At 61.2% G+C, this 19,006-nt stretch carries 14 protein-coding genes; 7 read left to right on the top strand and 7 right to left on the bottom strand.

Features of this window, described 5'->3' with window-relative positions; all coding sequences use genetic code 11:
• Positions 1–117: 117 nt before the first annotated feature.
• Positions 118–552 (top strand): 6-carboxytetrahydropterin synthase, encoded by a 435-nt coding sequence (locus AC6H1L_RS13560; RefSeq protein WP_497598024.1) that lies wholly within the window; start codon positions 118–120, stop codon positions 550–552.
• Here the strand turns inward: AC6H1L_RS13560 and AC6H1L_RS13555 are convergent.
• The 3 genes from AC6H1L_RS13555 to AC6H1L_RS13545 all read right to left on the bottom strand — a co-directional run bounded on the left by AC6H1L_RS13555 (position 539) and on the right by AC6H1L_RS13545 (position 3,735).
• Entirely contained in the window at positions 539–1,720 is a 1,182-nt protein-coding gene (locus tag AC6H1L_RS13555; protein ID WP_497598023.1) for a ribonuclease D, read from the bottom strand. The two genes, AC6H1L_RS13560 and AC6H1L_RS13555, sit on opposite strands and share 14 nt — an antisense overlap.
• A gap of 292 nt (positions 1,721–2,012) precedes the next feature.
• Positions 2,013–2,600 (bottom strand): beta-class carbonic anhydrase, encoded by a 588-nt coding sequence (locus AC6H1L_RS13550; RefSeq protein WP_497598022.1) that lies wholly within the window; start codon positions 2,598–2,600, stop codon positions 2,013–2,015.
• A 328-nt stretch (positions 2,601–2,928) separates the two neighbouring features.
• Positions 2,929–3,735, bottom strand: coding sequence for a phosphate signaling complex PhoU family protein (locus AC6H1L_RS13545; RefSeq protein WP_497598021.1), 807 nt, complete (start codon positions 3,733–3,735; stop codon positions 2,929–2,931).
• A 374-nt stretch (positions 3,736–4,109) separates the two neighbouring features.
• On the opposite strand from AC6H1L_RS13545, the gene AC6H1L_RS13540 reads away from it, so the two are divergent.
• The gene (locus AC6H1L_RS13540) at positions 4,110–4,961 is read left to right on the top strand and encodes a PIG-L family deacetylase (protein WP_497598020.1); all 852 of its coding nucleotides are present in this window, start codon (positions 4,110–4,112) and stop codon (positions 4,959–4,961) included.
• 177 nt (positions 4,962–5,138) lie between these two features.
• Here the strand turns inward: AC6H1L_RS13540 and AC6H1L_RS13535 are convergent, their stop codons facing one another.
• A complete protein-coding gene (locus tag AC6H1L_RS13535) occupies positions 5,139–5,990 on the bottom strand; it encodes a serine/threonine-protein kinase (protein WP_497598019.1) in 852 nt (283 codons plus the stop codon).
• Positions 5,991–6,961: 971 nt separating this feature from the next.
• On the opposite strand from AC6H1L_RS13535, the gene AC6H1L_RS13530 reads away from it, so the two are divergent.
• Positions 6,962–8,275 carry a glycosyltransferase family 4 protein gene (locus AC6H1L_RS13530; protein WP_497598018.1) on the top strand — a complete coding sequence of 438 codons (1,314 nt, stop codon included), beginning with the start codon at positions 6,962–6,964 and terminating at the stop codon, positions 8,273–8,275.
• 11 nt (positions 8,276–8,286) lie between these two features.
• Positions 8,287–9,750 carry a glycoside hydrolase family 57 protein gene (locus tag AC6H1L_RS13525; protein WP_497598017.1) on the top strand — a complete coding sequence of 488 codons (1,464 nt, stop codon included), beginning with the start codon at positions 8,287–8,289 and terminating at the stop codon, positions 9,748–9,750.
• A 15-nt stretch (positions 9,751–9,765) separates the two neighbouring features.
• On the opposite strand, the gene AC6H1L_RS13520 is transcribed toward AC6H1L_RS13525, so the two are convergent.
• Positions 9,766–11,043, bottom strand: coding sequence for a cytochrome P450 (locus AC6H1L_RS13520; RefSeq protein WP_497598016.1), 1,278 nt, complete (start codon positions 11,041–11,043; stop codon positions 9,766–9,768).
• A 219-nt stretch (positions 11,044–11,262) separates the two neighbouring features.
• Here AC6H1L_RS13520 and AC6H1L_RS13515 point away from each other — a divergent pair, with 219 nt between their 5' ends.
• The 3 genes from AC6H1L_RS13515 (at position 11,263) to AC6H1L_RS13505 (ending at position 14,551) form a co-directional block, all read left to right on the top strand.
• A complete protein-coding gene (locus AC6H1L_RS13515) occupies positions 11,263–11,883 on the top strand; it encodes a TetR/AcrR family transcriptional regulator (RefSeq protein WP_497598015.1) in 621 nt (206 codons plus the stop codon).
• Positions 11,884–12,095: 212 nt separating this feature from the next.
• Positions 12,096–13,094 (top strand): hypothetical protein, encoded by a 999-nt coding sequence (locus tag AC6H1L_RS13510; RefSeq protein ID WP_497598014.1) that lies wholly within the window; start codon positions 12,096–12,098, stop codon positions 13,092–13,094.
• Positions 13,095–13,303: 209 nt separating this feature from the next.
• Positions 13,304–14,551, top strand: a complete 1,248-nt coding sequence (locus AC6H1L_RS13505; protein WP_497598013.1) for a lytic transglycosylase domain-containing protein — start codon at positions 13,304–13,306, stop codon at positions 14,549–14,551.
• A 285-nt stretch (positions 14,552–14,836) separates the two neighbouring features.
• On the opposite strand, the gene glmS is transcribed toward AC6H1L_RS13505, so the two are convergent.
• The gene (gene glmS / locus AC6H1L_RS13500; protein ID WP_497598012.1) at positions 14,837–16,708 is read right to left on the bottom strand and encodes a glutamine--fructose-6-phosphate transaminase (isomerizing); all 1,872 of its coding nucleotides are present in this window, start codon (positions 16,706–16,708) and stop codon (positions 14,837–14,839) included.
• A 501-nt stretch (positions 16,709–17,209) separates the two neighbouring features.
• On the bottom strand, positions 17,210–18,982 hold the full coding sequence (locus AC6H1L_RS13495; protein WP_497598011.1) for an NAD+ synthase: 1,773 nt from the start codon (positions 18,980–18,982) through the stop codon (positions 17,210–17,212).
• Positions 18,983–19,006: the final 24 nt, after the last annotated feature.

Raw genomic sequence — 19,006 nt, 5'->3', positions numbered from 1 at the left:
ACAGGGCTACCAGCGGCCGATACGCCGCATGGACGACCTTTCTCCAAGAGCAGCCAGCCGGCCAGCTAGCTAGCTAGCGAGCAACTGAGGGGACAAGACGGGAGATAAGACGGGACTATGGCAACGGTCTACTTAACACGTCGTGCCAGCTTCAGCGCCTCGCACCGACTGTGGAGCGAGGCCCTCAGCGAGCGCGAAAACTGGGAACTTTACGGCAAATGCGCCAATCCCAACGGGCATGGGCACAACTACACCCTGGAGGTCACCCTGCGCGGCGAACCGGACCCGCGCACGGGCATGCTCATGAACCTGAGCGAGCTGCGCGCAATCATCCACCGTGAAATCGTCGACCAGGTCGACCACCACCACCTCAACTACGATGTACCCTGGCTACGCGAGAGCATTCCCACGACCGAAAACCTGGTCATCAAATTCTGGGAACGCCTTGAGGCCGCGCTCCCGCCGGGCCTGCTCTATGAAGTCAGGCTCATCGAGACCGATAATAACAGCGCCAGCTATCGAGGCGAGCGCCACCCACTCACTCGTCCATAAGTGAGCGGAGGCGAGCCTTCCAATCGGTGTCGTTGGCAGCATCATCGCTCTCGCCGATCGTCCAACTGCGGGCGCCATCGGTGAGGCGGGTTGGCTGTGCTGTCAGCGGACGCGGAGAAGCATTGAGGGTACGCAGGGCAGACTGCGCGGCCTTGCGCACATCGTAAACGGGGTCCTGCAAGAGAGAACGGATCGCCTCGCGGCTGCTCTGGTGCCCCAAGCGGCCCAAAGCCCGCGCGGCAGCGGCGCGCTCATCGGAAGTCGGCGCCCTGAGCAAGGCCTCGATCTCGGGCGCGAGACCGGTCAGCGAGAGATCAGCGATCAGCCGCAAGAGCCGACTACGACGCATCGGATGGCGCAGACTCGCCAGGGCGGCGCGGCAGTCGGCGTAGATCTGCTCCTCGCTCAACAGCCCCTTCTCACGCGCCTCGGCTACCGCCAGCTCGGCGGGCAGCGACGACGAGCCGCGCAGGAACGGCTCAATCCAGTCCGCGACCGGCTCCAGCCCACCGACATACTCATGGAGCACCAGAATATCATGATAGTGCTCATCCAGCCAGTAGTAGAGGGCTAGCGTCATCTCAGCGTCTCGCGCCGCATAGGCCACCATCGCCGGTGGCAGGGGACGCCGCGCCCAATCGGTGCGCTGCAGACTCTTATCGAGATGAATGCCAAAGGCCCGCTGCAACATGGCTGCTAGCGACGACTCGTTCTGGCCGAAAATCGAGCGGCTCGCGGCCTCTAAATCAAAATAGTGAGCTACATTCAGGCCGCGTTCGGCCATGACGTGGAGATCAGCCCCCGCCCCATGTAGCAGAATGCTGATCTCGGGGTTTTCGGTGACCGCCGCCAGAGGAGAGAGATCGGCAAGGCGCCAGGCATCGATCACAAAACATTGGCCATCGATCGCCAACTGCAGCAGAGCCAGGCGGTGAGAAGGACCATTCTCGCCCAGGAGCCGAGAGCGGCCCTGGACAAACTCGGCATCGACTCCAATAATGCGGGCCGAGCGTAAGACCTCGACAGCGTCAAGCAACTGCTCCGGTCGCTCTACATAGAGCCGCCGCCCCTTGGCCGGCGGGCGACCGGGCGGAGGTGTCGGGCCAAGATAACCCGGCTGAACTTTTTCCTGAACGCCTGGTTCCGGCGAAGCATCTCTGTCTTTCAACGCTTCTGCCATCCTGGTCACAAAAGCTAGAAACGCTACCTGACTATCAACCTGGAGGTGTCTCCCACTATAGCAGATTTTCGCGCTGACGTACAGACCGCAGTTGCCAACCGCCCAAGGACTCCACAGCTCAAGCTCAGCCCAGCTCTTCCGCCCCGGCCCACTATGCCCAACGCATGAGTGATGGAAGCCTGGCTCACGACCAGACAGAGAGTGGCGCAGCCTCAGCGCCTCGATGCCAGCAGGGCCACGCCAGCTCTCTTCATGCCTCACCAGTCAGCCAGCCCCGGCTTTAACTCGCCAGACCGGGACGCGTGTCGCGGTCGACCAGCTCCAGCTTGCCACTGACAACGTCGATCACCAGGCCATGCACCGGCAGCTTGGGCAAGAAGGGACTATTACGAATAAACTGCACAACCTCGCGGACATTGCCCTCTATGTCAGAAAAGGCCCCTAACCAGCGTACCAGGCCAGCCTGATCGCCCAGGCCATAGCGCTCGATCAGGCCCTGCGGCTCAACCCCCAAGGCCTGCATCGAGCCAGCCAGGGCCGCAGGCTCAACCCGGGCCAGTCCACAATTGGTATGGCCGATCACCAGCACCTCGCGCACGCCAAGCAAATAGATGGCCCCCGCTAGCGAGCGGATTAGATCGCTGTTGAGGCCATCTCCCTCGCGTCCGGGAGCGGACACCGTCGCCCCCGCCGTACGTAGCTCAACCACATCGCCACGCTCCAGCCCAAGCGCCTGCTCCAGCAAGCCCACTAGACGGCAGTCCATACAGGTTACCACTGCCGTGCGCCGGCGAGGCAAATGGCTGAGCGTCGGTAGTCGCTGCTCGGCGACAAAGCGGCGATTATGCTCTAGAACTTCATCCAGCATGACATACCTCTCGCCAAAGATCGACATCTGCCCGCTAGAAGTGCTCGCCCCGCCAGCGCTGGCGTGATTGATAGACCCGGTCTTCCTCTCACGCCAGGGGCCGGGCGAGCTGCGAGCGATGCCCCCATCAGTGAGTGAGTAAATGGCATGGATGAGTCCAGTGTAGCATAGCCGCCAGAGACCTGCAACGAGTGGGGTTCCGCCCTGCTGCCCTGATCAGCCAGCTCCTCGGCGACGCAGGTCGCTCGCCTGGCGGTGCGGAGCAATGCGGCGCCGCGCCGCGTCGCTGAGCGCCAGCGCCAGAGGAGTCGGGCAGGAAGTCAGATGATCACTCTGGCTCGCGCTCAGCGATGGCCGCCTCTCCCTCGACGATAAAGACAATGCGCTCACAGATATTCGTACAATGATCGGCGACGCGTTCCAGCTTGTGAGCGATCCAGAGCAAGTAAGTGGCTCGCTGCAAGATACGCGGATCACTCTGCAGGGCGGGAATGGCCTGCGCCCCCGCCAGCATGGCCATCAGATCATGGCGCACCAAATGATAGCGCACATCCACTACATCATCCTCTTGCCAGAGATGACGGGCAGCCGCCGCATCGCGCTGTGCAAAGGCCTGCATCGTGCCTTGCAAGACGCGGCGCGCCTCCTGACCCAGATCAAGGATGCCTTGCATGATCGAGGCCTCGCTCACACGGTGGGGCACCTGCCGCCCGGCAGCTTGAGCAGCGGTCGGCCTGGCCTCAGCCTCGCCATCCACCAGGCGACTATCGACCTCCACCTGCGAGGCAGCCTCAGCACGCAGCGGCATCATACGCAGGATAATCGTCGCTATGCCCGCCGCACCATCGCCGATGCGCTCTAGATCGCCGGCAATCGAGAGGGCTGCCGTCAGATAACGCAGGTCCATACCTGCCAGCGGCTGCTGAAGCGTGAGCAAGCGGATCGTATGCTCCTCAATAGCCGCCCGCAGACTATCGACACGCGCATCCGCCTCTATCACCATGCCTGAGCGCGCCTGGTCGCCGGTGCGCAAAGCATCGAGCGCGTTTTTGAGCGCCTCATCAACCATCGCGCCAAGCTGATTGATCTGCTGATCTAGCTCCTGTAGCTCTTTATCAAGCAATGTTCGCGTCATCAATCTCTCTCCTTGCACAAAGTCAGCTCGCTGTGGGAAAGCAACCAGATCGCCAGCCGCCGAGCACGCCCACAGGCAGGCTGCACGCTGCTGCCTCGTGGCCAGTGCTTCCTTGCCTTGCTTTACCCTGCCTTGCCACCGCCAGGCCAGGCAGCCAGATGGCTGCCGGTTCTCACCCCGTTCAGTGTACCACATTTTTCTCCGAAAAGATAGAGTATTATTGCAATCTCCTCCTCTAACCTTTAGGGATAGGAGAAAAACCCTGCAGCCGACCAGGCAGCGGCTCTACGCTTACAATTGACAGCCGGCGGCGGGTGATGTTAGAGTAGCAGCAGGTTCCACGCAGCTAGCTCGTATAAAGGGGATAGAAAGACATGGCAACACGGCGACTGCTGGGCGTTTTCGCCCATCCCGACGATGAAGGGAGCATGAGCGGAGCCTTCATCCTTTACGGTCAGGCAGGAGTTGAAACCGGGCTGGTCTGTGCCACACGGGGAGAAGTAGGCGAAATCGCCGATCCCGTTCTCGCCACGCCGGAGAACCTTGGCCAGGTGCGCGAACAAGAGCTGCGCGCTGCCGCCGACGTGCTTGGCATACGGCATCTCTGGTTTCTCGACTATCGCGACTCGGGCATGGCGGGCACACCAGACAACGACGATCCGCGCGCCTTCATCCAGGCCCCGCCCGCCGACGTCATCGGCAAGCTGGTCGCCATCATCCGCGCCTTCCGCCCTCAAGTCATGGTGACTTTCGACGAAACTGGGGGCTACGGCCACCCCGACCACATCGCCATCTATCGCTACACCACCGGTGCTTTTTACGCCGCCGCCGATGACGCGCAGTACCCCGAGCTAGGGCCGGCACACGCTGTCTCGAAGCTCTACTACACTGGTTTTCCGCGTAGCGGCATCCGGGTCCTGGCCGAATGGCTCAAAGAGCAAGATCTCTCTCTGGAAGGGACCGCGCTGCGCGGCAGCGACCTTGATCAGCTTGGTATTCCTGACGAACAGATCAGCGTCTTCCTCGATGTGACTTCCGTGCTTGATCTCAAAGACCGCGCCTGGGCCTGCCACCGGACGCAGCTCGGAACGGTGGGCATTATGGCGCGCATCCCCCAGGAGATCCAGCGGCGCTGGCGCGGTTACGAGTGCTATCAGCTTGCCGCCACGCGCGTTGGTCCCGATCTGCCCGGCGAGAATGACCTGTTCGCCCATATTCATAGCTAAGCTAAAGAAAAGAAAGAACGGCTCCAGCGCCCTCGTCTTTCTTTTTCCCAAGTCTTCAGACCACTCTGCCCCCAGCCGGTCCGCTCTGGTGCAGCCCGGCTTTGACCAGGCGCCTGGAAGCAGGCCTCGCCAGGAAGCGATGAGCGCCTGGCCGGCGTTATCAGGCCCGGCCCTCTGCTATGCTCCCAGCAAGGCCCGCTCACAGGCCCTGGCAAAGGCCCAGACCGAGGGATAGCGTCGCCCCGGCTCATGAGCCAGCGCCCGCGCCAGCACTGGCTCAATGGCCGGCGGCAGGCTGGGCACCCGCTCGCGCGGAGAGGGCACTGGTGCCCGGCGTTGGTGAAGCTGCTGCAGCTCGGCCACTGAGCCAACAAAGGGAGGGACGCCGCAGAGCCACTCGTAGAGGACTACCGCCAGGGCGTACTGATCGCTGGCCATGCAGGGCCACCCTTCAAATTGCTCGGGAGCCATATAGGCAGCGGTCCCAACCAGCGTATGAGTCGCGCGCAGACGCGCCAGGCGCAGCGAGGCGGCGATACCAAAGTCGCTCAGCAGCAGATGGCCCGGTCTGGAGAGCAACAGATTGTCGGGCTTGACATCCTGATGTACTAGCCCATAGTTATGCACCATCTGCAAGGCCGCCGCCGCTTGTCGCAGATAGCGACAAGCTTCGCGCGGCAACAGGCAAGCCCCACCTCCACAGTAGCTGCGCATGCTCCCGTAAGGGGCATACTCCATCACCAGAAAGGGGACGCGACCAGCAAAATCAAATTCGTAGATCTGCACAATGTGCGGATGGGCCGATAGCCTGGCCAGGAGGCTGGCCTCACGCCGCAGTTCCTCAGCTTCCTGGAGCGAGGCCCGCAGATCCAATATTTTGATCGCCACCAGGCGGTCGATGTAGATCTGCCGTGCCAGATAGACGCGCGCCATCCCTCCTTTGCCCAGCAGGCGGATCAGGGAATAGTTGCCAAGCCGTGTGCCAGGCTCAAGCTCGCTCTCATCAGCGCTTTCTTTCACGCGCATCATTCCTCCGATCTCCTTCATCACGCGGCCTTTCGCTTATGACCGCGCGGAAAGATACATAGGCCGTTTCCAGCTCCTCTGCATGGGCTTGCTCTATTTAAAGCAACAATGGTCATTCATCATAAGTAGAGCACAGTTCAGCGTCGATAGAAGCACGCTTCTCTATATAGAAATGACGTTATGGGGAGGCCGGAGCCAAAGCCCCGGCCGGTTGCTAGCTAGAGGGAGGCCGTTCGTCAAGGGAAGAGGGCCAAGGCCACAAGAGGATTGTCCGCTTGCTGTTGCAGAGGAGATGGTATACTAGACATGAGCAGAGGCGATGTTTCCAGCGCTGCCCGCTTCTACGCCAGATGCAAGGCAAGCCTGAGCGAAGACGCCGTCTCTTCCCAGCGGCCCGGAGCCAGGGTAAACAGGGTTGCCGCCTGGGGAGAGGGCCGCCTCTCCCCCTGACGGACCAGCGACGACAGCTCAAGGAAGGAGTGTCGACGACACACAGCCGCAGTCATCCCACTCATAGACGATTCATAGACGTCATAGACGCACACGGACGCGCACGCCCATGCATGCACGCGCCACCAGGCGCCTTGATGCAGAGCCGCTCATTGTGCCCGACCACGCATGGGATCGCCATGAAAGGTCACGGGCTGCTCGCGCCCGCTTCCCTGTTCTGCGGGCCTGGTGGGCATTCCTGGTTGCCCCTGCTCTCTGCCTGCAGGATGGCTGTGGCTGGCTGACGGATGGCTTTGACAGGCTAGCAGACAGACAGGCACTGCGTGCACGCCTCCGGCGCTGGCTGCACCAGCCGCCGAGCCAGCGACCTGCCGTTCTCGTCTGTGCTGTGCCTGGCCTGCCTGGTGCCCGGCCTATGTCGCCCGGCCAGTGCCCCCGCCTCTCAGCAAGGTGACGGGAAGAGCAAGCCCAAAGGGTCAGAGTTCTTCTTCCATAGAACAGAACAGAATAAGGACAGACCAGCTATGATTGAATTAGAGGGAGCTATCTCGCCAGAGAACACACTCTTCGTGCTGCTATGCTTTGAGGGGCCAGATGTCTACTCGACTGCCGGCGGCCTGGGGACACGGGTCACTGAGCTGAGCGAGGCCCTGGCCACTCAAGGCTACACCACCCATCTCATCTTCATTGGCGACCCCTACAAACCCCCAGTAGAGCACCGCGTCGATGGCCGTTTGATCCTCAAGCGCTGGTCGCAGTGGGTCAGCAAATACTATCCCAACGGCGTCTACGATGGTGAGGAGCAGAAGCTCTACGATTATAATGAGAGCGTTCCCCAGCACATCTACGAGGAGATCGCCCGCCCGGCGGTCGAAGAGGGGAAGCTTGTGGTGATCATGGGTGAAGACTGGCACACCGCCGAGGTGATGTGTCGCATCTCGGACCTGCTGCACTGGTTTGGCATCCGCCAGCGCGTGCTGATGCTCTGGAACCTCAACAGCTTGATGTCGCTGCATCGCATCAACTGGGGGCGACTGAGCTATGTGACCACGCTCTGCACAGTCAGCAAATATATGAAGCATAAGATGTGGGAGCTGGGTGTGAATCCCCTGGTGATCCCCAATGGCATACCGGCCCGCCACTTGGCCCCAGTTGACCCGGCCATTGCCAGCCGGCTGCGCGAGATCGCGCGCCAGGGTGATCCGCGTCGCCTCTTCCTCTTTAAGATCGGGCGCTTTGATCCCGATAAGCGCTGGATGATGGCCATCGAGGCCGTGGCTCGCCTGAAGCATAGCGGCCATCCCGTGACGCTCTTTGTCCGTGGCGGCATCGAGCCGCATGGGGCCGAGGTTCTCAGCCATGCCTATCATCGCGGGCTGGTCATTCGCGACGTCATCGCCCAGCGCCCTACGTTGGAGCAGTGTATTGAAGCCGTCGCTAACGCCGGCCCTGCTGACATCTACAATCTCCGCTTCTTCCTGCCCGAGGAATTTGTCCGGAGCATCTATCATGCCGCCGATGCTACGCTGGCTAACAGCGGTCATGAGCCGTTCGGTCTGGTAGCTCTGGAGGTCATGGCCGCTCGCGGGATCGCTGTCACTGGCTGCACCGGCGAGGACTACGCCATCTCCTTTGAGAATGCTATCGTGACCGAGACCGATGATCCCGATGAGATCGTCGGCTATCTGCTCCATCTGGGCCGCCATCCCGAGGAGCAGGAGCGCATCCGCTGCGCGGGTTTCCGCACGGCTGAGCAGTTCCTCTGGGACCAGGTCATCGAAAACCTCATCAGTAAGCTGGAGTTTCTGGCACGAAAACAGAACATCGTGCTGAAGTAGGGGTTCGGGTTATGGTTGCTGAGCTTGCCATTTATACCGTGGTGCATCAGCCGCGCCGCCTCAAGCTGCCTGCGCAGCCGATTCCGCGAGGCGCCTCGATCGAGGATATTGTGCGTTGCCTCTTCGATGAGCGCATGAACGAGCGCTATTTTCGCAAGGTGGCCACGTATTGCTACTACCCGGCTACACGCATGTTTCTGGATTTGGTGCGCCAGGGCCTGCATTTCTCGATCGGCTTCTCGCTCTCGTTCCTGCGCCAGGCCGAGGCCTGGGACCCCGCTCTGCTGGATCTCTTTCGCGAGCTGGTGGCTCACGAGAATGTGGAGATTATCGGCGTGGAGCCGTACCATAGCTTCCTGTTTTTGCTCGATCTGCCGGCTTTCATCGCCCGCATGCAGTGGATGGCCGATGAGATCGAGCGCCTCTTCGGGAAGCGCCCCCAGGTGACCGACACGACTGAGATGTGTATGTCGGTGACGATCTATCATGCGCTGGATCTGGCAGGCTTCCGGGGCGCGCTGATGGATGGCCGTCCCTGGGTCTTGGGGTGGCGCGAAAGTACTCACCTCTACCACTATACTGAAGAGCAGCCCTATGCGCTGCCTCCCCAGGCCTACCGTCCGCCAACGGCCCCCGGCCGGCGCAGCTCCGGCAACCATCGCAGCCGCAATGCTGTGGTGGGCAACCGTGAACGCGGCCCTTATCTGCTGGCGCGCCATCTTGATCTGAGCGACGATGTGGGCTATCGCTTCTCGAATCGCTCGTGGTCAGGCTACCCTCTGTACGCCGATACGTACGCCGACTGGATTGCTCATACGTGGGGCGATTTTCTGTTGCTCGGCTGGGACTACGAGACCTTCGGCGAACATCACCGCCTTGATAGCGGTATCTTCGAGTTTATGCGGGCCTTGCCCGCTGAGCTGGCGCGCCGCGGGGTGCAGACGCGCACCCCTAGCGAGCTGATCGAGCGCTTCCAGCAGCGCTCGTATCATCTGCCTCTACCGGTCTATCCGACAACCTGGGCCGGTAGCGGGGGGATGGAGTTTTTCCTTGGCAACAGCGCCCAGCAGACAATCTTTCAGCTGATGGGCCAGGTCTATGGCATGGCACGCTTGACTGAGAACCCGGAGCTACTGGATCTGGCCATCTGGTTGGCCCAGTCCGATAACTTGCACCTGATTCAGTGGTTTGGGCGCAGTGGCCCGGAGGCAGAGGTCTCGGCCTACTTTACGCCGCGCGAGTGGTGGGAGTTGGGACCGGATGGCGTGATTCGTGAGCAGCAGCAGGTCTATCTGAACGCGATTCGGGCGATGGAGCCGTATCTGCCAACGACGGTGGCGCGTCAGGAGCGCCTGCGCGCCCGCCTGGCCAGGGCTAGTAGCCCTCGCAGCATGCGCACACGCTCGGCTGACGCACCGGGCAAGGAGCAGGGCAGGGCTTTGCTGGAAGCCGGTTATGTGCTTCAGAAGGCTTAGGTTACTGCCAACCGCTCATAGGGCCAATTCCGGCCTTTTATCTATGGCTATGATGCAGTCACGGATCTCGTAGCCGCAGATCAGGTCGTTCCAGCGTAGCCGCGGCGGACGCTCAAGACGCAATCCCGGCAGCGCTAGCAGGCGCCGCAGGAAGATGTCGCTTTCTTGCAAGGCAATGGGGGCCCCAGGACAGCGATGCGGGCCATCGCCGAACCCCATGAGCGAGGGCGAAACACGCTCTTCGCGCAGCTCTCGCCCGGCACAGAGCCGCTGCGGCTGCGCTCCGACGACCCTTTCGTCTGTGTTGATGGCATAGATGTGCAGGTCGAGGAGGGCGCCCGCCGGAATGTGGGCCTCTTCTCCAGAGGGTGCGGGGAGTCTCAGCTCTGTGCTGGTCCGACGATAGAGATGGCCCACTACCGGCTCTAAACGGAGTATTTCCTCTAGCAGTGCGAGGCGTTCTTCGTCTGGAGCTTGCAGGAAGCGCTGGCGCAGCGCCGGTTGCTCTAGCAGATGCCAGGCGGCCACGCTGATGAATTCGCGCGTGGTGATCATGCCCGCGGCGCCATAGGTGACGCATTCGGTCAGGATCTCCCGCTCACTATAGCCCTGCGCTAGTAGATGGGAGATGACGTCTTGGCGGGGTCGCCACCGGCGCGCCCGGATCGCCGGACGGACATCCAGCCAGTAGAAGCGCAGAACCGCCCATTGTAAACCCAGAAAATTGAACCAGGTCCGTGGGTCGGCGCTCAGGCGCTGAATGGGATAGCGAAAGAAGGCTTCTAGCCGGCGCGCCATGCCCGGGAGCAAACTGTCGGTCAAACCAACGACCTCGGCGGCGACGCGCACGGCCATTTCTAGTGTCAGTCGACTCAGGTCGACTCGCTTGCGCCGCTTCAGCTCTTCAATGAGATGCTCGCTTAATCTTTCCATCAGGTCCCGGTATTGTTCGCTGACAACGCGCGGCGCGAAAAAGCGAGCCGTCTGCCGCCGCTGCTGTTGGTGATCCTGGCCGTCGCTGAAGAGCAATGGCAGGCGCATGAGATGGGGCAGCCGCTTCAGGACTTCGGCTTTGAAGCCGGCTTGACGTACAGCCCCGCTGCGTAGAATGGCTCTGGCGGCCTTGAAGCTGCGTATGTGCCAGATGCCTGCTTGATCACGCTCAATTGCTGGCTCGGCTCGCTCAGGAATACGCGCCGTCTTCTGTTCTCCTCCCCAGAGTTGAGACTTGCCCCGCTCACTGCTCTCTGGCTCGCGTTCGGCTGCTGCCATGCTTTGGGCACGACTCTCCATTGTTGGCCTCCCTCTCGGTCTTGTTTGTGGCTTCTGCTTCGCCGGTGAATAGATCATTGACAGCCTTCCTTATGATACATACTATATCATAGTATATTCATAATATCAAATCTTGAGGAGGGGGAGGTCGCTGGAAGAGAGCCGGGAGTCGGGCGCGCGCCTCTCGCCCGGACGTGCTATAATAGCACGGTACAGGGGGAAGCTCTGCCGTTAGTCGGCATGGCGCGGCGAGAGCAGTTCTTTATGGGGGAGGCACGCATCCTGGCTATGCACGTTCGGGACCGGCGCGTGAAGCGCACGCAAAATTTGCTGGCGCAGGCTCTGCTGGCTTTGATCGCCGAGAAAGGCTACGAGGCCATCACCATTCGAGATATCACCGAGCGCGCGGATATCGGTTACGCCACCTTTTTTCGGCATTATCGCGACAAAGATGAACTGCTGCGCGATGTGGCCGATGTGGTCATTAACGAGCTGCTGGAGATCTTGTTTGGGCAACAGACCGGGAGCGAGCCGACTGCTGTAGGCCAGCTCATCTTTCGCTATGTTGCAGAGCATAGCGCAGTCGTGCGCGTCTTGTTGGGCAGCCGGGGGCCAGCCTCGCTTGTACAGCACGTCATCCAGCGTGGCAGCGAAAACGTGCTGCGCCAGAACAAGCCACGCCCCGGCAGCCCGGTGCCGGCAGAGATCGCTGCCCATCATCTGGTCGCTTCCTCTATCGCTCTGATCCAGTGGTGGATCGAACACGATATGCCTTATCCTCCCGAGCGCATGGGTGAGATCTATCGTCAATTAATCGTGCAACCGACCCTGCTCTCCGCCTTCATCACAGACCCAGACTGATCCAGGCCTCAGCGTCTTCCCGTCGCCTCTCTGACTACGTGCATCTTGCGACCGCCAGGCCACTTCTGCCTTCTCCGTTTTTGGTAGCCTGGGTCAGAATACTCTGACAGACCTTGAAAAGATGTTCGAATGTTGACCTTGTCTGTTCATCTGGGAGGCGCGTCAGGCCTTAGCGCTCTCCCACCGCCAGCAGCAAGAAAGCCTGATCTACGATGAAGAGCGAGAAGCCCACATTGACCGAAGCGGGGACGTCTCTCAGGCCACTTTCTCTAGTGCAGCAACTGGCACAGGAGGATCTGTCTTCTCGCAGTGCCTCTCTCTATCAGCTTTTTAAGGGAGACTGGTCGTGCGAGGAGAAGGCGCTGATAGCGACGGCTCTGCTGGAGCTGTTGGGTCGTCAGCCGGGGCTGCCGGATCGTGCGGCGTTTGTGCTGCTTTTGGCCGAGCTGGCCCGCGATTGGTCAGCCCTGGATCGGGCAGAGACCCCGCCTGATCGTCAGCGGCGTCTGCGCGCCACCCTGGTACGGGGCCTGCCGCTTTATTTGGAGCTATTGGAGACGAGCGAGCCACAGCTACGTCTCGCTAGCCTCTATTTGAGCGCCTGGCTCCCCGAGGGACGCGCGCAACTGTTGCCCGTCTTGCTGCGTCGTTTGGAAGAGGAAGAGGTGGCGCGTGTGCGAGCGGCTTTAGCTCTGGCCTTGGCCCAGCTTGCCGGTGATCAGCCGCAGGTGCGCCTCCATCTGACAGCTCTCCTGAAGGCTCCAGAGGCTCCTATCGCGCGCCTGGGGGCTGCTCTTGCTCTGACACGTCTGCTGCGCGCTGAGACGCCTATGCGGGCCGTGCGTCTGCTTGTCAGAACAATTGCCAATCCCCAGGTTGTCGCTCATGACTACGATGACCTCCCCTGGGCACGCAATAGTGTGGTTGCTGACAGCAGCGATCTTCTCCGCTTGCTGCCACGCCGACGGCTGCAGTTTGCCCTGCCAGTGCTCGTAGAGGCGTTAGCCAGTGCCAATTACTATGAAGCGCTTAGCCTTGCACGCACTCTGCTCTATCTCGGCTTCGCCAGCCAGCGGCCCGGGATCTCCTTTCAGGCGGCGACGCCGACCCAGCAGGCCATTCTGTCCGCGCTGCGCACCAGTCTCAGCTCCTGGCAGGCCTCCGAGCTGCTCAACACTGTCGAGGCTCAGGCCCGGCTCTCCGCTGGCTGAGAGCAGTTCGCTGCTGTTTGCCAGTGGCGCTATCGACATTTGAAGCATATGCGGCATATCGCCCATCCGGGTTAAGATTGGGGTCGGTACTTGGGAGTTTGGTACTAATTTGCGCTGCTCCTGCGCGTGGCTAAATTGACACACATTGGTCTATGCAGGTAGACTCACAACCAGGTAAAACGTCAGCAGAGCAGCGAGGTTGATCAAGCATGCCGCAGTTTCGCCCGTTCCCGCCGTTTCAGGACAGTGGTGAGTCTGAGTCGGCGGGCGAGCAGGCCCAAGGAGCGCACTTAGCAGGTTCAGTCTCAGGCATACAGGCGCCTTTCTCACCGCAAACCGTGGCCAGGCCCGGCGAGAGTGCTCATCGTCAATTTGCTCCATTTAAGCCGCTCTCCTTGCCAGCGACTGGCCCGCTTTCGACGACGTCCAGTTTTGTGCCTTCCCCCTCCCAGGGCCAGCCAGGTGCTGCCGGGGCCACTGCTCCATTGGCTACGGAGCCGCTGCGGAGACAACTGACGCCGACGACCGATCAGTACATGGCTCTGCCTCCGAGCGCGGGACCTGAGCCGATAGCAGCTTTTCCTGCCTCTCAGCCTGGCGTGACTCCCGAGCCAGCGTCAACGTCAACGGTGGCCCTGATTGAACGCTCAGGGACTACTGATCAGCTCGCTGAGCTGCCCCGCCAGCCCCAGACGACTGGCAATTTGGCTGACCTGCTCGCCGCTCTGCAAGCGACGCTTGAGCAGCCCCGACGCATGGTCGTTATTCCCGCCGAGCATCCCCGGCAGCCAGTACAGGAGCCTGTCAATCCCCGGCGCCTGAGCGCTCGCCAGCGCCAGGGCATCATTCTCACGGTGCTGGCCACGGCTATTCTGGTCACCATGCTCACGCTCTCACCACTGGCCGGGGGCAATGCGGCCCCTCTTCTCGGCGGTATCAAACAGTGGATTCAGAGCCAGCAGAATGCCTGGCAGATCGCTGCTCACCAGCAGCCGACCGATGGCAACGATGGCGGCGGCATGCCGCTCTTTAATTTCAACCCGGCTAACCTGCCTTTCATGACCATTCCTAACAGCCCTTATGTGGCCGTCGCCCAGCAGGCCGCCCTTGATGCCGGTATCTCCCCTGTCTACTTCGTGCGTCAGATCAACGTCGAGAGCGGTTTCAATCCATACGCGGTCTCGCCCGCGGGCGCCGTGGGGATTGCGCAATTTTTGCCCAGTACCGCGGCTGGCCTGGGAATTGACCCCTGGAATCCGGTAGAAGCTCTACGCGGGGCTGCGCGCCTGATGGCCAGCTACGCCCGTAGCTACGGCGGCGACTACGCCAAGGCCCTGGCAGCCTACAATGCCGGTTCCGGTAATTTGCAAAACGCCCTTAATGCTTGTGGTAGTGCCTGGCTAAGTTGCATGCCAGCCGAAACACAGAACTACGTCTACCGCATTATGGGCATCTAATCTGAATGGAGATAGGGGGTCTGGCTCGCGGCCGGGCCCTCGTCCGACTATCGCCGCCTTTTACGTAGATTTCTACTCTTGCTAACCTTGTAACACTTCTTCCTTCACGATCCTCCGGCTGCAACCACCTCGCAACGAAGAGGGTCCGCTTCCTCCGTAGGGGGGAGGCGGACCCTGGTTTTGCCAGGTTAGACGAGCAAGTCAGCCAGATAGCTGGCCCGTCCTTCTGACCTTTCTCGTGGGCGGCTGGCAGCACGGCTAGACGGGCGAAGGCGCGCCGCTCTGCTACTCTACTGTGACAGATTTGGCCAGATTGCGCGGTTGATCAACGTTACAGCCTCGGGCAACCGCCGCATGATAGGCCAGCAACTGCAGCGGAATAGCAGCCAGCACCGGGCTTAGCTCTTCCAGCGTTGGCGGTACATAGAGCACGACATCGGCATGTTCGCGAATGGCCTCGTCCCCTTCGGTGGCCACGGCGATCACGCGCGCGTCGCGGGCGCGCACCTGCTGCATGTTGCTGACTACTTTTTCGTAGACGTGCGAGGCCGTGGCGATGGCCACGAGCGGCGTTTCAGGATCAAGCAAGGCAATGGAGCCGTGCTTGAGTTCTCCAGCCGGGAAGCCCTCTGCATGGATATAGGAGACCTCCTTGAGCTTAAGGGCCCCTTCAAGAGCTGTGGGATAGCCCACGCCGCGCCCGATAAACATGACGCTATGGAGGGGGGCCAGCTCACGCGCCAGTGAAGCGATGGGGTCATCGGGGGCTGCCGCACGGTCCAGAATCCGCTGAATTTGAGCAGGTAACTGCTCCAGGGCCGCTAAGACCTCGGCAGCCCTCTCGGGGCGCAGGGTGCCACGCTGGAGGCCAAGGAAGAGAGCAAGCAGGTAGAGCTGAGCCAGGGTGGCAATGAAGGTTTTGGTTGCCACCACGCAGATCTCTGGTCCCGCCTGGATATAGAGCACGGCATCAGCCAGGCGCGTCACAGCGCTGCCCACGACATTGGTAATGGCCACGACTGGAGACCCTTGCTCGTGCGCCTGGCGAGCACTGACGAGCACGTCGGCGGTCTCGCCCGACTGAGTCACCGCGATGCACAGCGTATCTGGTCCAACTATAGGGTCGGCATAGCGAAACTCGCCTGCGGTGATGACCTCGACAGGCAGACGCGCCCAGCGTTCGATGACATATTTCCCCACAAGGCCAGCATGATAGGAGGTGCCACAGGCGATGACGACGATGCGCCTGACCTTCTCCAGGGACCCAGAGCGTTGGAGGGCCTCCAACTCGGGGAGCTGAAGCTGCCCCGCGCGCACACGACCCAGCAGCGCGCGCTTGAAGGCGTCCGGCTGCTCGTAGATTTCCTTGAGCATAAAGTGAGGATAGCCGCCTTTTTCAGCGGCCTCGGCGTCCCACTCTACGGTCGTCGGGGCGCGTTCGACAAAGGTGCCATCGAGACGCTGGATGGTGATCCCCTCGGGACGTAGCGCGACCAGCTCTCCTTCGTCGATGATGACCACTCGTCGCGTATACTTGAGAAAGGCGGCAATGTCGGAGGCCAGGAAGTGTTCTCGCTCGCCCAGGCCTACCACCAGGAAGGGGCCGTTGTAGCGCGCCCCAACCAGGAGTTGGGGCTGCTCGCGACAGAGAACGGCAATGGCATAGGAGCCACGTACGGGCTGCAAAGCCAGCCGCACCGCTTCCAGCAGGTTACCCTGCGCTTCACCTCGATAGGCGCGCTCGACAAGATGGGCCAAGACCTCGGTGTCAGTTTCGGAATGGAAGCAGTGGCCTTCCTGCTCCAGGCTGTGGCGCAGCTCGGCATAGTTCTCAATGATGCCGTTATGCACTACGGTGATTAGCCCGCTGCAGTCGGCATGTGGGTGGGCGTTGGTATCGCTGGGGCGTCCGTGGGTGGCCCAGCGGGTATGGCCGATGCCGAGGGAGCCAGGGGCCGGGCGAGCTCCGTTTTCGACCGCCGCCGCCAGGTTGGCTAGCTTGCCAGCGCGGCGACATACTTGTAGCTCGCCGCTAGCGGTGAGTACGGCGATGCCGCTAGAGTCATAGCCCCGATATTCGAGCCGGCGCAGCCCGTCGAGCAAAATGGAAGTAACATCGGTGCCTGCGGCACCGACGTAGCCAATAATCCCGCACATGAGGCAGGGTATCCTTTCCGTCTGTGATGTGGTATAGAAAGAACAGGCTTGCTCCAGACTGCCGAGCAAGGCCCGCCCCCGGTGCCCAGACGGTACCTCCTCCGCCTGGAATAGCCCTGTTCCGGCTATATCACTGAGAGCGTTTTGTCCTGGCCGTTACCAGCCAGTTTTGTGCGCTCCCTTCACAGGGAAGTGATCTCCCCTGGGGGCTCCCCGCTGATTATTCCGAACAGCCCCCACCTCGTCAGCCGTGGCCCCTCCTCTAGCCCGGCCCTTGCGCTACTCACTGGGACGATCAAAGCACCGGTTGGTAGTTTTAAGTATACCAGATCAGCAAACCTCTATAGGAGGAACGCTCCCCACGGCTTTTTCTGGGGCGTGGCTGCTCGCTGGTCGGTGCCTGGCCGGCTATCCGCCTGGAATGTAGGGCGAGTCGGCGCGGAACCGTAAGGAGCGCGGACAGGACCAGGCCGGGCAGGGCTGGGAAAAATTGGCTCTTCCTTAGCCCTCGGGCCGGTCGCGGTAACGATTGGTAATGGGCAGGCGCCGATCGCGACCAAAGGCCCGCGGCGTGATTTTGACGCCTGGCGGAGCCTGGCGCCGCTTGTACTCACTCCGATCAACAAGCTGCATGACACGCTCAACGAGGGCAGGATCGAAGCCCATCGCGACCATCTCTTCGAAGCTGCGATCTTCCTCGGCGTAGGCTTGTAAGATCGGGTCGAGCAGCTCGTAGGGCGGCAGACTATCGGTATCCTTCTGGCCTGGACGGAGTTCGGCTGAGGGTGCTTTCTCCAGGACGGCTTGCGGGATCACGGGACGCTCTCCTAGCGAGTTGCGATAGCGGCTCAGTTCGTAGACCAGCGTCTTGGGCACATCTTTGAGCACGGCAAAGCCGCCGGCCATGTCGCCGTAAAGGGTGCTGTAGCCGGTGGCCATCTCCGATTTGTTACCAGTGGTCAGGACGATTGGCCCGAGCTTGTTGGAGATGGTCATGAGGATGTTGCCGCGAATACGGGCTTGCAGATTCTCGGCGGCCAGGCCGTGATCACCTTCTCCCAGGGCCGGGGCCATGACGCGTAACGAGGTGCGGAAGATCTCTTCAATGGGCACCGTGATCAACTGGATGCCGAGATTTTCAGCCAGTTGCTGGGCGTCGGTCTTGCTCCCCTCAGAGGAGTACGCTGAAGGCATGGAGACCCCCAGGACGTTCTCAGGGCCTAAAGCATCGGCGGCAATGACGGCGGTTAGAGAGGAATCAATGCCGCCTGAGAGGCCAACCACCGCTTTGCTAAAGCCTGTTTTGCGTACATAGTCGCGCGTGCCCAGGACGAGGGCCGCGTAGATCTCTGCTAATCGCTCTAGTGCTGGCTCGATACGCTGGCCGGCTCCGAGCAGAGGACGCCCTTCTAGCGCCGGCGGCGGCAGGCTCTCGCGGGAGACTACGATCAATGGCACTTCCTCTGGACGCAGCTCCAGTCGTTCCTGGCGGCGGCGGGGATCGTGCAGGCGCGAGCGGAAGACCGAGGCGATGTCGAGATCTACTACAAGGAGATCTTCTTCGAATTGTTTGGCCCGGGCAATCAGTCGCCCCTGCTCATTAAAGACCATACTGCCGCCGTCAAAGACGAGCTCGTCCTGACCACCCACAAGGTTCAAGTAGGCCACGATGAGACCGTTGTCGGCGGCCCGCGTTGCTAGCATCTGTTCACGAAAATGGCGCTTGCCCGCGTGGTAGGGAGAGCCGTTGATATTGATGATGACTTCGGCTCCGGCATGGGCCTGCAGGGTTAACGGGCCAGTTGGATACCAGATGTCTTCACAGATCGTAATGCCCACGTGGACGCCATTGATCAGGAAGAGCGGCGCTGTTCGCCCGGCCTGGAAGTAACGATATTCGTCGAAGACGCCGTAGTTTGGCAGATAGTGTTTATGATAGCTGCCGTAGAGACGCCCATCGCCTATGACGGCAGCGGCATTGTAGATGTCTTCGTCGCGATCGACATAGCCAATGATGGCGGTCAAACCGGGCAGTTCTTTGCTACGCTCGATCAGCCACTGCAGGCGACGCAGGTTTGCTGAGACAAAGCCTGGTTTGAGGAGCAGATCCTCAGGCGGATAGCCGGTGAGCGCCAGCTCTGGCGTGCAGACGATGTGCGCTCCAGCTTGATGCGCCTCGCGCATCGCTATCCAGATTTTCTCGGCGTTGCCATCTAGGTCGCCAACCGTGACGTTGATCTGCGCCAGGGCTATACGCAGAGGTACGATATGCATGGGGAGGCTCCCTTCCTGGCCAGC

The sequence above is a fragment of the Thermogemmatispora argillosa genome (genome assembly GCF_059696725.1).
The sequence above is the reverse complement of the archived record's forward strand: the minus strand, read 5'-3'. Positions and strand labels throughout refer to the sequence as shown.